The 13,107-nt window shown below is 58.9% G+C and carries 11 protein-coding genes and 1 pseudogene; 6 read left to right on the top strand and 6 right to left on the bottom strand.

Going from position 1 to position 13,107, the window contains the following annotated elements; all coding sequences use genetic code 11:
- The first annotated feature begins 74 nt into the window (after positions 1-74).
- A complete protein-coding gene (emtA, locus tag ACVCAM_RS08745) occupies positions 75-686 on the top strand; it encodes a membrane-bound lytic murein transglycosylase EmtA (protein WP_008502664.1) in 612 nt (203 codons plus the stop codon).
- 38 nt (positions 687-724) lie between these two features.
- On the opposite strand, the gene ycgR is transcribed toward emtA, so the two are convergent.
- Positions 725-1,456, bottom strand: coding sequence for a flagellar brake protein YcgR (gene ycgR, locus ACVCAM_RS08740; protein ID WP_008502663.1), 732 nt, complete (start codon positions 1,454-1,456; stop codon positions 725-727).
- A gap of 208 nt (positions 1,457-1,664) precedes the next feature.
- On the opposite strand from ycgR, the gene ACVCAM_RS08735 reads away from it, so the two are divergent.
- Both ACVCAM_RS08735 and ACVCAM_RS08730 read left to right on the top strand, forming a co-directional pair.
- The gene (locus ACVCAM_RS08735; protein ID WP_008502662.1) at positions 1,665-1,919 is read left to right on the top strand and encodes a GlsB/YeaQ/YmgE family stress response membrane protein; all 255 of its coding nucleotides are present in this window, start codon (positions 1,665-1,667) and stop codon (positions 1,917-1,919) included.
- Between the two features lie 112 nt (positions 1,920-2,031).
- Positions 2,032-4,134: a TonB-dependent siderophore receptor gene (locus ACVCAM_RS08730; RefSeq protein WP_407223461.1), complete on the top strand. Its 2,103-nt coding sequence runs from the start codon at positions 2,032-2,034 to the stop codon at positions 4,132-4,134.
- A 64-nt stretch (positions 4,135-4,198) separates the two neighbouring features.
- Here the strand turns inward: ACVCAM_RS08730 and ACVCAM_RS08725 are convergent, their stop codons facing one another.
- Together ACVCAM_RS08725 and ACVCAM_RS08720 are read right to left on the bottom strand one after the other, a co-directional pair.
- Entirely contained in the window at positions 4,199-5,884 is a 1,686-nt protein-coding gene (locus ACVCAM_RS08725) for an alpha,alpha-trehalase (protein ID WP_032675012.1), read from the bottom strand.
- Between the two features lie 102 nt (positions 5,885-5,986).
- Positions 5,987-6,943, bottom strand: a pseudogene (locus ACVCAM_RS08720) (cupin domain-containing protein).
- 115 nt (positions 6,944-7,058) lie between these two features.
- Between ACVCAM_RS08720 and ACVCAM_RS08715 the strand changes: the two are divergent.
- Entirely contained in the window at positions 7,059-8,246 is a 1,188-nt protein-coding gene (locus ACVCAM_RS08715; RefSeq protein WP_025913132.1) for an MFS transporter, read from the top strand.
- A gap of 41 nt (positions 8,247-8,287) precedes the next feature.
- On the opposite strand, the gene gap is transcribed toward ACVCAM_RS08715, so the two are convergent.
- Both gap and ACVCAM_RS08705 read right to left on the bottom strand, forming a co-directional pair.
- Positions 8,288-9,298, bottom strand: coding sequence for a type I glyceraldehyde-3-phosphate dehydrogenase (gene gap / locus ACVCAM_RS08710; RefSeq protein WP_447093572.1), 1,011 nt, complete (start codon positions 9,296-9,298; stop codon positions 8,288-8,290).
- 78 nt (positions 9,299-9,376) lie between these two features.
- Positions 9,377-10,357, bottom strand: a complete 981-nt coding sequence (locus ACVCAM_RS08705) for a GlxA family transcriptional regulator (protein WP_172513553.1) — start codon at positions 10,355-10,357, stop codon at positions 9,377-9,379.
- A 148-nt stretch (positions 10,358-10,505) separates the two neighbouring features.
- On the opposite strand from ACVCAM_RS08705, the gene ACVCAM_RS08700 reads away from it, so the two are divergent.
- Together ACVCAM_RS08700 and ACVCAM_RS08695 are read left to right on the top strand one after the other, a co-directional pair.
- Positions 10,506-11,477, top strand: coding sequence for a fatty acid desaturase (locus ACVCAM_RS08700; protein WP_248240565.1), 972 nt, complete (start codon positions 10,506-10,508; stop codon positions 11,475-11,477).
- Entirely contained in the window at positions 11,470-12,228 is a 759-nt protein-coding gene (locus tag ACVCAM_RS08695) for a phosphate/phosphite/phosphonate ABC transporter substrate-binding protein (protein WP_407223460.1), read from the top strand. Before ACVCAM_RS08700 ends, ACVCAM_RS08695 begins: the two co-directional genes overlap by 8 nt.
- Here ACVCAM_RS08695 and ACVCAM_RS08690 read toward each other — a convergent pair.
- Positions 12,207-13,103, bottom strand: coding sequence for a LysR family transcriptional regulator (locus ACVCAM_RS08690; protein WP_179367177.1), 897 nt, complete (start codon positions 13,101-13,103; stop codon positions 12,207-12,209). The two genes, ACVCAM_RS08695 and ACVCAM_RS08690, sit on opposite strands and share 22 nt — an antisense overlap.
- Positions 13,104-13,107 lie beyond the last annotated feature (4 nt).

Below are 13,107 nucleotides of genomic sequence, written 5' to 3'. Positions count from 1 at the left end.
TATATCATGCCGCGTATACGCCGCCTGCTTCAAGGGGCGGCGCACCGCGATGACCGGCTATAAGGATAGATGACGTGAAATTGAGATGGTTTGCTTTTTTGATTGTGTTGCTCGCTGGCTGTAGTTCAAAACATGATTATCAAAACCCGCCCTGGAACCCGGAAGTGCCGGTGAAGCGGGCGATGCAGTGGATGCCGATCAGTGAACAAGCCGGGAAAGCCTGGGGCGTCAGTCCGCGTCTCATCACGGCGATCATTGCGGTGGAGTCCGGCGGTAACCCCACGCTTGTCAGCAAGTCGAACGCGGTGGGGCTGATGCAGCTTAAAGCGTCAACGGCGGGGAGAGAGGTATACCGCTACATGGGCTGGAGCGGCCAGCCGTCGACCAGCGAGCTGAAGAACCCGGAGCGCAACATTTCAATGGGCACGGCCTATCTGAGCATCATGGAGCATGGCGTGCTGAAGGGGATTCAGGATCCGGAGGTCATGCAGTACGCGCTGGTGGTGTCTTACGTTAACGGCGCCGGCGCGTTGCTGAGAACCTTCTCCTCTGACCGCAAAGAGGCGATAGAAGAGATTAACGGCATGGACAAAGACGAATTCTTTGAGCATGTGGTGAAAAATCACCCGGCACCACAGGCGCCTCGTTATATCTGGAAAGTGCAGAAAGCGATGGATGCCATGTAATGCCGCAGACGGGCGGCGGTCACGCTGCCCGATGTTTTTTACAGAACTTTATTTGCGCGTTCGCGCGCCTCCCGCTCCAGGGAGTAGATAATGCGCTGCAGTTCGCGCTCAGCGCCAGGTCCGACGTTGAGGAAACGGAAGCTCAGACGCGGCGTGGTGATCGTTTCATTTTTGCTGTCCACGACGGTGCGTTCGCTGATGGCAATCAGCTGTGCATCGAAATAAAAGCGCCCCCAGCCCCCCATATCCAGCTCGATTTGCGTGAACCGCATGCCCTCTACCAGTCCGTCAGGCTTCGGCGTATCCATCAGCGCGCCCATACCGCCCAGCGACAGATCGAAGAGACGGAAGCGAATCTCTTTTTTGTCCGGCATTTTGGCCTTGCAGAAGTAGGCAGGGTGAAGCGGGGCGCTGATGCGGAAATATTCACGACGCTGGACAAACCAAAGATTAGTGGGAAGCGGGGTCACAAAGGCCGGCAGCCCCTGGTATTCGCTCAGTTCCAGTCGCGACAGGACAAACTCCACTTTGGCGCCCTGCGTTTCGGCCATCACGGCGATATTCTCCGCCTTCAGCGCCGCGCGGTTTTCATACTCCTGGCTGCCTAAATCAATCACCAGCCGCTCCTGCGAGGCGTCAAGGATCTTACTGATGAACTGATTATTCGACCAGCTGATGCGCAGCGGCACTTCACCTTTTTGCAGGTCGCGTAATACCCCTAATACAGCCAGCGGATTTTGCTTGAGGAACTGCTCACTGTAATGACTCACGCCGGATGGCTCCTTGATAGATGACAGACTGTCTTAGCGTTATCGGCAATCTGCAATGAAACTTAATACAAACCGGTGAGTTTTTTTTGCCTGTTTAGGCAAAGATAAGTCGGTGACAAGAAAATGATTTTCCGGCGATGACCTATACTTAAGTTAGCTGTGCAGATGGTTTTCTGCACATGCGTTAAACCTGCAAGAGGGCATCGCTATGGGTATCATCGCCTGGATTATCTTTGGTCTTATTGCTGGCGCTATCGCGAAATTGATCATGCCGGGAAACGATGGCGGCGGCTTTATTTTGACCTGCGTACTCGGGGTCGTTGGTGCGGTTGTGGGCGGCTGGCTGGCGACGATGTTTGGCTTCGGAGGCAACATAAGTGGTTTTGACCTGCACAGTTTTCTGGTCGCTGTCGTGGGCGCCATTGTGGTGCTGGGCATATTCAGGTTACTGCGACGAGCATAAGATAACGTAAACGGCTCTCTGCGGAGGGCCGTTTTTTTACCTGAGTATTGATTTGTTAATGTAAATGATAATAATTGTCGTTCCGTATTGCATCTGACAACAAGACGACATTATGACTCCCTCTCGTTTTACGCTTTGCGCCCTGGCAGGCGCCATCACGCTCGCACTGCACGCTCCGGCATTCGCCGAAGAATCCACTATCGTCGTCACGGGCGCAGAGCAGGGCAGCGCGCTGCCGGCCTGGACGAACAGCGCCACGAAATCGGCCGTAGCTGAAAGTAAAACGCCGCAGGTCATCACGACCCTCTCTGCGCCGGAAATTGACAAGCGCCATGCGAATTCCGTGAATGAAATCCTCCGCTATGCGCCGGGCGTTTCAACCGAAGTGCGGGGAAATACCTCCTACATGAGCGAATATAAAATTCGTGGCTTTACCGTCGACCAGGAGTTCTACAACGGGCTGCAGTTACCCTATAACGTCACCGGCAATACCAAAGCGCGCATCGATCCGCTGTTGATTGACAGCGTTGATATCCTGAAAGGCCCCTCATCGGTTCTCTACGGCGGCGGCTCGCCGGGCGGGCTGGTGAATATCCAGAGTAAAAAGCCCGAGCGGGAAGCGCGAACCGAATTCGGTTTTGACACCGGCAACCGCAACCTGAAAGAGGGCTATCTCGACTCAACCGGGCAGATTGCCAACAGCGACTGGAACTACCGCCTGCTGGGTAAAGCGACGGAAAATGACGATCAGCCGCACACCACCCGGTATGAAAACTACCTGGTTGCCCCGTCCGTCACCTGGCAACCCGACAGCAAAACCCGCCTCACCCTGGATGCGCTGGCGCAGAACTCCCCGAGCCTGACGCCGTCTAACCCGCTTCCGATCGCCTACCTGCGCTCGACATACGCGGGCAAGCGCGATTACGCCGGTGATAAGTGGAGCGGGTTTAAGCAGCGTCAGTGGATGCTGGGCTACAGCTTTGAGCATGAGTTTGACAGCGGCTGGGGCTTTAACCAGAAGGCGCGCTATTTCGACGTCGACACGCATCAGCGCAGCGTCTATGCAACGGGCACGGGAAGCGAGGTTTATCAGCTCAACCGTTTTGCCTACACCACCGATGAAGATCTACAGAGCTTCAACATCGATAACCAGGTCACCAAAACCGTGGCGCTCGGTGACTGGCAACACCATCTGCTGGCCGGGTTTGACTATCAGAAGCTGAACTCCCATTTCCACTACCGTTACGCATCGACCACGCCGGGCATGGATATGCGCAATCCTGACTATTCGCAAATCAGCGAAAGCGCATTAGGGCTGTATACCGCTCAGAAAAACCGTCTGAGCTATCAGCAGAACGGCTATTACCTGCAGGATCAGGTGGAGTTTGGCGGGTTAAATCTGCTGGCCAGCCTGCGTTACGATGATTATCGCTCCGTCACTACTAATTATCTGCAAAACGGTGATAAGGCCTGGGTATCGCAGGATCGCGTCACCAAACGTCTGGGCGCGCTTTACGCCTTTGATAACGGGATTTCGCCGTTTATCAGCTATTCCGAAGGTTTTGCGCCGGTGTCGCCGCAGGGCACGCTCGCGGCGAAAGACGTCAAACCGACCACCAGCAAGCAGGTGGAAGGTGGGGTAAAATATCTGCTGGCGGATTACGCCACCACCTTTACCGCCTCGGTGTTTAACATCCGCCAGAAAAATGTCGTCACCTCCGATCCGGGCTTCCTGAACTATCGTCAGACCGGGGAAGTGGAATCCAAAGGGGCGGAACTGTCTGCCATCAGCCGCCCGACGGATAACCTGACGCTGATTGCCAACTACGCCTACACCCACGCCATCAATACGGAAGATGACAAGTACAAAGGTAAACGTCCAACGCAGGTGCCGGAGAATGCCTTCAACCTTTGGGGGGATTACACCTTTGAAAACACACCGCTGAAAGGGCTGATGCTGGGCGCGGGCGCACGCTACACCGGGCCAATGGAAATCTCACCGGCTAACAATGCGGGTAAACTGGGGGGCAGCACGCAGTACGATTTGTCGGCATCCTACCGGATGGGTGAAATTCTGCCTTCGCTGGCCGGGCTGACGCTTAAGGCCAGCGCGCAGAACATCACCAACAAAGAGACGCTGACCTGCTACGACGCGACCAACTGCTGGATTGGGCGGGACAGAACGTATCAGCTTGGGGCAAGTTACAGTTTCTGAGCAAGGCCCTGTGAGGGCAAAAAGTAGGCCGGGCAAGGCGTAGCCGCCACCCGGCAATACTCACTTACTGCGCCGATGCTTTCACCGGCGCCACCTCATCATTCGCCGCAGGCCGATTCTCCGGCACGCTGTCGCACGGTTTCTCTTTCGGGCAGACCCGGTCCAGCATCTTCAGGGTCACGCCGTTGCTCCAGCCGAAGCCGTCCTGCAGCGGATACTCACCGCCGCCGCCGCCCGTACCGGTGGTCGACACGTCATACTTCTCGACCAGTTTCTTTTCCCGGTCATAGGTATGCTGAACGTTTTTCAGGAAGCGCCAGGTCACATCCATCGAGACCTTCTCTTGCCCGTAATTCTGCAACCCTTCCGCGGCCACCCATTGCAGCGGAGCCCAGCCGTTTGGCGCATCCCACTGCTGGCCGCTGTTGACGGTGGTGGTCGCTATCCCGCCCGGCTTCAACAGACGAGAGGACGTTGCCGCGGCGACTTTTTCGGCACGATCCTGCGCCGCCGCCTTGACGTAAAGCGGGAACAGGGCCGCCGCCGTGAGCTGATTGCGTACCTTCTTGCTCTTCAGGTCGTAATCGGCGTACCAGCCCTCTTTATCATTCCACAGGTGGCTCTCGATGGCTTTCTGGCGCGCGGTGGCCAGCGTCTCATACTTGCTTGCGCTGGCGGCATCGCCGCTCTCCTGGCTTGCCCGGGCCAGCAGTTTTTCCATCTTGAACATCAGGGCGTTCAGGTCCACGGGCACAATGCTGGTGGTCCGGATGGTGCCGAGTTTTTGCGGATCGTCCATCCAGCGGGAGCTAAAGTCCCAGCCCGAAGCCGCGGCGGAACGCAAATCACGGTAGATCTCGGTTGCCGGTCGGTTAGGGTTACTTTTCGCGGTATTCACATCGTCAAGCCAGGACTCCGGGCGCGGCGTATCGCGGTCGTCCCAGTAGCGGTTGAGGATCGCGCCGTCATCCAGTTTCACCACGCGTTTGTTGGCCTGGCCCGGCTGCAGGGCATCGACGCCGTCCATCCAGTAGGCATACTCTTTCTCCATCTGCGGACGATATTTCTTCAGCGCGTCGCTGTCATGGGTCGCCAGCAGTTCAACCATCAGCGAGAAAAACGGCGGCTGGGAGCGGCTCAGGTAATAGCTGCGGTTGCCGTTGGGAATGTGGCCGAAGGTGTCGATCTCATACGCAAAGTTATCCACCATGTCGCTGATTTTGTCCCAATGATCGCTCTCTGCCAGTCCCAGCATGGTGAAATAGCTGTCCCAGTAGTAGACCTCGCGGAAACGTCCGCCGGGCACAACGTAGGGCTTCGGTAACGGCAGAAGGGAATCCCATTTGTTGCTGGCTTTATCGGTAGTGCGCGTCAGTACGGGCCAGAGATCGTCGATGTGCTCACGTAAACTTTGTCCAGCAGGCGGAACGTATTTTTCCCCTTCCGCAGGGAGCGTAAAGTTCATCTCGACAAAGTGGCGTAAGTCAAAGCTGGACTGCGTATGCTGCATCCGGTAGTCCGCCAGAATCATCAGCGGGTCGCTTTTGGGGACGGCATCCGCAAAGGTTTTCTGATCGGGAAACAGTTTGGCGCTCTGCACGTCGTTAAACAGAGGGCCAAGTAAAATATCGGGTGAGGTTGTCTGGGTTGCGGGGTTATCGTCGGCATAGCCCAGTGTCGTTACGCCGAGCAGCGCGCCGCCTAACGCAAGGGGCAAAAACGCGGGGCGTAGTGTACGAGGTCTTATCATCAGTTCGTCTCCTGTCTTCACTAAACAGCGTGACCGCTGTTGTCAATCACCTGAAAACCTTAGACGAATATTGCCCGCTTCGCGTTAAATATTGCCGCGCTTTCAGACCTCTTCCGCGGTCTGGCTGGCTTCCCGCAGCGTACCCGGCGCATGGCCAATGATGCGCTTAAACGCCCGGCTAAATGCCGCCAGAGAGCCATATCCCAGCCGCAGCGCGACGGTTTCAATGGGCTGGTTTTCATGACGAATATACTGAATGGCCAGCCGCATTCTCAGCTCGCTGAGATATTTTGCCGGGGTGGTTCCCGTCGCCGCGAGAAACCGTTCCGCGAAAACGGATCGGGAAGTCCCGGCTTCTTTTGCCAGATCCGCCACGCTCCAGTTCAGGCCTGGCTGCTGGTGCATGGCTTAAATGGCCCGGCTCAGGCGCGGGTCGCGCAGCACCTGCACCCAGCCGGTGGCTTTGCCACAGCCGCCTTCAACCCAGCCCCGCACAATTAATGCTGCCACCACGTCGGCCAGCCGCGCAAGGATCCCGGCATACCCGGCCTGACGCGCCGCGGATTCCCGCTCCATCGCCGCCAGCAGCGGATGAATTTCCGGCCAGGTGGATATCAGCCGGCTAACCATCATCACTTCCGGCATCGCCTTGATCAGCGGCTGCATCCCGCCCAGCTCAAAATCCATGCACCCGCTAAAAATGAGGGTGTTCTCGCTCTCCGGGCAGGGCTCGCAGGTAATGGCGCAGACCGAGCTGCAGATAGGCTCGCTCGGGAAGGCGTTGACCGGGGTAAGGGTGGCCTGCTCGTCAGAGAGCAAAGCGTGGGAATTCCCGCCGGGAATAAAGAGGGCGTCGCCACCGCTCAGTTCGAACGTTGCGCCGCTCTCCATGCGCAGCAGGGCGCTACCGTGGCTCACAAAATGGAACTGTGCCCGGCCGGGAGCCTGATGAAACGCGACGCCAAAGGGCGCACTGGCTTCAATCCGCCGGTATTTCACGCCTGACAGGCGCATGCCCCGTAAAAGTTCGCTGATCAAATCGGGTGACTGTACGGTCATGGCGCAACTCCGGACGAATAATCAATAAGTGGAGATTATATGTCATAGATCGTCCAGGGTGAACCTTCTATTCTTTTGCGACAGTAGTCACATTTTTATAACGGGAGATCAACAGATGAGTTCATGTGTCGCGGCGAGCGAGGCGGTAGCGCCTGCAAAACCCGCCTGGCGGGCCGTCTATTCACTGGGGCTGGGGGTATTTGGTTTGATTACGGCAGAATTTCTGCCCGCCAGCCTGTTAACACCCATGGCCGCGAGCCTGGGCGTGACCGAGGGGATGGCCGGACAGGCTGTCACCGCCACCGCGCTGGTGGCGCTGGTCACCGGGTTGTTGATCACCCCGGCAACCAAGAGTATCGACCGCCGCTGGGTACTGATGTTTTTCTCGGTGCTGCAAATTATCTCCAGCCTGCTGGTGGCCTTTGCGCCCAACCTGCACGTCCTGCTCATGGGGCGTCTGCTGCTGGGGATAGCCATCGGGGGATTCTGGGCCATGTCGACGGCGACAACGATGCGTCTGGTTCCGGCGGATAAAGTGCCGAAAGCGCTGGCGGTAATCTTTTCCAGCGTATCAATTGCCACGGTGGTCGCGGCCCCGCTGGGCAGCTATCTGGGCAGCCTGATCGGCTGGCGCAACGTCTTTATTCTCTGCATTCTGCCGAGCATGCTGGCGCTGCTGTGGCAGCTCTGGGTGCTGCCGTCCATGAAGCCGGAGAGCAGCGGTAGCCTGAGTACGCTGTTCCGCGTGCTGCGTCGTCCAGGGATGATCGGCGGCATGCTGGCGACCATTCTGATCTTCAGCGGCCATTTCGCTTTCTTTACCTACCTGCGTCCGTTCCTGGAGACGGTGGGGCAGGCGAGCGTGGAGACCATTTCTCTGATCCTGCTGGGCTTTGGCATCGCCAACTTTGTGGGCACCTCCGTGGCCGGGCATCTGCTGGCACGTAATCTGCGCCTGACGCTGGCGCTGGTGCCGTTTGCGATGGGCGTTCTCGCGCTCATGATGGTCGCCTTTGGTCATCTGGCCATGCTGGACGGGCTGCTGGTTGCGCTGTGGGGCTTTGCATTTGGCCTGGTTCCGGTGGGCTGGTCCACCTGGCTTGCGACCACCGTTCCGGATGAAGCCGAAAGTGCAGGGGGGCTGCTGGTGGCCTCAATTCAGCTGGCGATAAGCGCCGGTGCGGCCGGAGGTGGGGCGGTATTTGATCTTAACGGTGCCAGCGGCGTGTTCGCGGGCAGCGGTTTGCTGCTGGTGACGGCGATGGTGATTGTGTTTATGGGTGTGAAAGTGAAAGCGGAGTGATTTTTTAGCCGGGTGAGCGTTCGTGCCACCCGGCCTCAGGTTTACAGCCCTTTCTTATCCATCAATACCGCCAGATCCACCAGGCGGTTAGAGAAGCCCCATTCGTTGTCATACCACGCCAGGATCTTCAACATATTCCCGCCAATCACCAGCGTGGAAAGCCCGTCGATAATCGAGGAGCGCGGGTCACCCTGGTAATCGCTGGAGACCAGCGGTTCATCGCTATAGCCCAGAATGCCTTTCAGAGGCCCGCTGGCGGCCGCGTTGCGGAACGCGTCATTCACCTCTTCGGCGGTCACGTTGCGGCTCAGCGTCACGGTTAAATCGACAATCGACACCACCGGCACCGGCACGCGCAGGGAGTACCCGGTCAGCTTGCCGTCCAGGGAGGGGATCACTTTCCCCAGCGCTTTCGCCGCGCCGCTGGAGTAGGGCACAATCGACAGCGCCGCCGCGCGGGCGCCGCGCAGATCTTTCTCCGGCTGATCGTGCAGCGCCTGGCTGTTGGTGTAGGCGTGCGTCGTGTTCATCAGGCCATGCTCAATTCCGAACTGCTGATGCAGCACCTGAGCGGCCGGTGCCAGACCGTTCGTGGTGCAGCTCCCGTTGCTCACCACCGCGTGCCGGGCGGGATCGTACTGGTCATGGTTGACGCCCATCACAATCGTCAGGTCGTCGTTCTTCCCGGGGGCGGAAATGATGACGCGCTTAGCGCCGCCGTGGGTGATATGCACCGCCGCTTTCTCCCGCTCGGTGAAGAAGCCGGTGGCCTCAATCACCACGTCTACCCCGGCATCACGCCACGGGATATTCGCCGGGTCGCGTTCGCTAAATACCACGATCCGCTGGCCGTCCACCTGCAGCGCACCGTCACCCGCTTCAACGGGCGCGGGCAGTTTGCCCAGAAGGGAATCATGTTTCAGCAGATGGGCGAGGGTTTTACTGTCCGTCAAATCGTTAATGGCCACAATCTGCAGATCCGGGTTGCCCAGCGCCGCGCGCAGGACATTACGTCCGATACGGCCGAAACCGTTAATACCGACCTTAACCATGGTGCACTCCTTATCTCTGTTGTCTGGAGTCACTGTAGGCGTCGGGCCGGCTGGCGTAAATGACAAAAAAGGATCAGATTACGCCATCTTGCGGCAGTGAAAGCGCTGGCGGTATTCGCCGGGCGTGAGGTGAAGCTGTTTCTCAAAGATGCGGCGTAAATTAATGCTGGTGCCAAATCCGCTTTGCTCCGCAACGCGCTCAAGGGGATCGCGGGTTTGCTCAAGCAGCTGGCGGGCGGCGGCCAGTCGCGCTTCGGTCACGTAGCGGGCAGGCGAGACCCCGGCCTCGCGGGTAAACACGCGGGTGAAGTTACGCGGGCTCATCGCCGCTTTCTCGGCCAGGTTCTCCACGCACAGATCGGCGGTGAGGTTCTGCAGGATCCAGCTTTGCACTTCGCCTATCGGCCCTGCGGTGCCCGGCTGCTGCAGGCTGTAGCGGCTGAACTGCAGCTGTCCGCCGGGACGTCGCAGGTACATCACCATATCCTGCGCCACGTCGCGGGCGAGGGTAAATCCGTAGTCGTCCTCCACCAGCGCCAGGGTCAGGTCGAATCCGGAACTCACGCCGCCGGAGGTCCAGATAGGGCCGTCCTGAATGTACAGCGGGCCGCCTTCGACCTGGATTGACGGGTACTGGGCTTGCAGGGTCTCCAGCAGCCGCCAGTGGGTGGTGGCGCGCCGACCGTCCAGCAAGCCGGTCTGGGCCAGCAGCATCGCGCCGCCGCAGATAGAGGCTACCCGCCGGGCGTGCGGCGCAGCGAGGTGCAGCCAGTCCACCACCGCCGTGCTCTCCTGCTCGTTCATGCCGCGTCCGGTGATGATAATCGTGTCCAGCGGTTCACGCGGATCCAGCTCCGGCAGGCGATAGTCCGCCAGCAGATTCAGGCCGGACTGGCCGTGGATCACCTGGTGAGGCTGCGTGGTGGCGATGATAATCCGGTAGCGCGGCTGCGCAAGCCCTTCCGGATGCAGCCGGTTGGCCTGCATCAGAATGTCGGCGATACCGGCGGCTTCAAACAGCATGCCGCCGTCGGGAACGATAATCAGGATCTTCTTCATGTCCTGAAAAGTACCTTTAATACAGAATAAGTCAAGCGTGCCCGCACTTCACGTTTCTGGCAAAGCAAAGCGATTTAAGTTGTTTGTGATTTCAGGCGTAATCCCCGATCGTCAGGGCACTGTCTCTGGCGAAACGGCGTCTGAAGGAATGGGTAAACGAAGCTCCCTCTATTTACATCCGCAACAACGCAATCAAATTCACCGCCTCGCGTCGGGTTTCTTATGGCGAAGCGAACTGCCCACCTGGCTGTTAATGTTCACGATTTATGCGGGCTGGTTTGCCACGCTGGCGTTCTGGCAAACGCTCGGCCTGCTGCCCGCCACGCTGCTGCTGATCGGGTTTACCGCCTGGTATATGTCCCTGCAGCATGAGCTTATCCACGGGCATCCCACCCGTTTTGCCTGGCTTAACCAGCTGTTCGGCACGCTCCCGCTGGCGGTCTGGTATCCGTATGGCCTCTACCGGGATTCCCATCTGGCCCACCATCGGTACGATAGCCTGACCCATCCGGTGGATGACCCGGAGTCGTACTATTTTACCGAGGCGAGCTGGGCGCGCTTTTCCCCCTGGCAGAAGCGCCTGATCCGGGCCCGAAATACCTTTGCCGGGCGGCTTCTGCTGGCGCCGCTGCTGGATATCGTCCAGACGCTGGGCAGCGCCGTGGCGGCGTTTCGTCATTTTCACCTGCGGGCGATGACGATGTGGCTGGTTCACATCACGCTGCTGGTGGCGCTTTTCGCCTGGATGACGCACGTCGGTTTTTCCCCCGTCTGGTTCGTGCTGGCGGTCAGCTATCCGGCGCTGGCGCTGACCAAGGTGCGATCGTTTCTCGAACATCGCGCAGCGGACGATCCCCTGGCACGCTCCGTCATTAACGAGGCCGGGCTGTTCTGGCGGATACTGTTTTTAAATCTCAACTACCATTCAGTACATCATGATTTACCGGGGGTGCCGTGGTACGGGCTGAAGGCGATCTACCAGCAAAACCGGGAGGCGTACCGGGAGCGAAACCGCGGTTTTCTCGTCAGGGGCTACGGTGAATGGCTGCGCCAGTTCTGGGCCAGGCCCGTCGACGTCACCGTTCACCCCGGAAAACAACAGGAGGAGGGATATGAGTAACCTGCTGGCGTTTCCCATGTATGCGGTGGATCGCGCCGACACCCGCGCGCTCTGGCTGGCGGTAAAGGGGCTGCTGGCCGCTCGCGGTGTGCCCGTCGAAGATGTCCCTGGCTGGCCGGAGTCCGATCTGCTGACCCACTGGCGACAGCCCGGGCTTGTCCTCAGCCAGGCCTGCGGTTATCCGCTCGTCACGCAGCTTCCGGACGTGCAGGTCGTCGGCTGTTTTCACTACGCGGCCCCGGGCTGCGAAGGGTTCCACTACCGCAGCTTTCTGGTGGTGCGCGAGGAGGATCGCCACCTCACGCTGGCGGATTTTCGCGGCCGACGAGCGGTCTGTAACTCTGCGGACTCGCAGTCCGGCTACAATGTGCTGCGAAAAAAAGTGGCGCCTCTGGTGGCTCAGGAGCCGTTTTTCGCGCAAACGTTCTTTAGCGGCAGCCATCGCCAGTCGCTGATTGATGTCAAACGCGGGGCAGGGGATATCGCGGCCATCGACTGTGTCACCTGGGCACTGCTGCAGCGTCACGAACCGGAAAGCCTGACGGGTCTGGCGGTCATTGACCATACCCCTCTGACGCCAGGGCTGCCGCTCATTACCTCGACCCGCACCTCGCCTGAGACCCTGAACGCCCTTCGCGATGCGCTCCACGCGCTGGTGAGTTCGCCGGAGCACCGGGCCGTTTGCGACGCGGTGCTGATCCGCGGTTTTAGCGTGGTGACGCGTCAGGCCTACGCCTCATTGCTGGCGTGATAGATCTCCTGCGCGTCGGTAAAACAGCGCAGCGCCAGCGAGGAGACGGGTTTCTGTCGGCGCATAATCAGGCCGACAGGGGCCTCGATATCCGCGTCGGCGATGGGGACAATCCTGAAATGACCGTTCAGATCTTCCAGCCCGTTGTTCAGCGGCATCACGGCGCAGCATACGCCGCTTTGCACCGCCTGGATGATCTGGAACGTGGAGTCGCTCTCGAAAACGGACGTCGGTTCAATGCCAGCAGACTTAAAGCTGGCCTCCATATGCGCCCGATAATGCATCCCTTTGGTCAGGAACCCCAGAGGAAAATCCGTCAGATCGCGCCAGGTCAATGTCTCCTGGCCGAGCTGGAAATGGCGGACGTCGTGCAGCAGGCCCATCTTCGTTTTGGGAAGCTGGATAATATCGAACAGGCTGGTATCGATGCTGTTGAGATAGCAAATCCCCAGCTCAAGCTGATTGCGGCTGACGCCGTCGGCAATCTGCGCGGAGGACATGGAATAGAGGCTGTAGGTCAGTTCCGGGTATTTTTCCGTCAGCAGACGGATAAAGATCATCGGATCCACGCTCGCCAGCGGCACCATCCCCAGACGGAGTTCGCCCACCACCTGACCTTTGCACAGCGCGGCTTCTGCCTGTAGCCCGTCATGTGCAGCCAGCAGCGCGCGGGCCCACGCGAGGATGCGTTCACCCTCCGGCGTAAACCCTTCAAAGCGCTGCCCGCGCACAATCAGTACCAGCCCGAGCTCCTCTTCCAGGCTGCGGATGCGCATGGAAAGGGTCGGCTGGGTGATGTTGCACTGCGAGGCCGCCTTGCCAAAATGGCGGGTCTCGTCGAGCGCGATTAAATATTTTAACTGTTTAATATCCATCTTT

The organism is Enterobacter sp. CFEC122 (genome assembly GCF_052983755.1).
The sequence above is the reverse complement of the archived record's forward strand: the minus strand, read 5'-3'. Positions and strand labels throughout refer to the sequence as shown.

Bases quoted from the DNA above. Each gene is read 5' to 3' on its own strand.
- ACVCAM_RS08730 (WP_407223461.1), top strand. From the start codon at position 2,032: ATGACTCCCTCTCGTTTTACGCTTTGCGCCCTGGCAGGCGCCATCACG.
- ACVCAM_RS08695 (WP_407223460.1), top strand. From the start codon at position 11,470: ATGAGTAACCTGCTGGCGTTTCCCATGTATGCGGTGGATCGCGCCGAC.
- ACVCAM_RS08700 (WP_248240565.1), top strand. From the start codon at position 10,506: ATGGGTAAACGAAGCTCCCTCTATTTACATCCGCAACAACGCAATCAA.
- ACVCAM_RS08725 (WP_032675012.1), bottom strand. From the start codon at position 5,884: ATGATAAGACCTCGTACACTACGCCCCGCGTTTTTGCCCCTTGCGTTA.
- gap (WP_447093572.1), bottom strand. From the start codon at position 9,298: ATGGTTAAGGTCGGTATTAACGGTTTCGGCCGTATCGGACGTAATGTC.
- ACVCAM_RS08715 (WP_025913132.1), top strand. From the start codon at position 7,059: ATGAGTTCATGTGTCGCGGCGAGCGAGGCGGTAGCGCCTGCAAAACCC.
- ACVCAM_RS08735 (WP_008502662.1), top strand. From the start codon at position 1,665: ATGGGTATCATCGCCTGGATTATCTTTGGTCTTATTGCTGGCGCTATC.
- ACVCAM_RS08690 (WP_179367177.1), bottom strand. From the start codon at position 13,103: ATGGATATTAAACAGTTAAAATATTTAATCGCGCTCGACGAGACCCGC.
- ACVCAM_RS08705 (WP_172513553.1), bottom strand. From the start codon at position 10,357: ATGAAGAAGATCCTGATTATCGTTCCCGACGGCGGCATGCTGTTTGAA.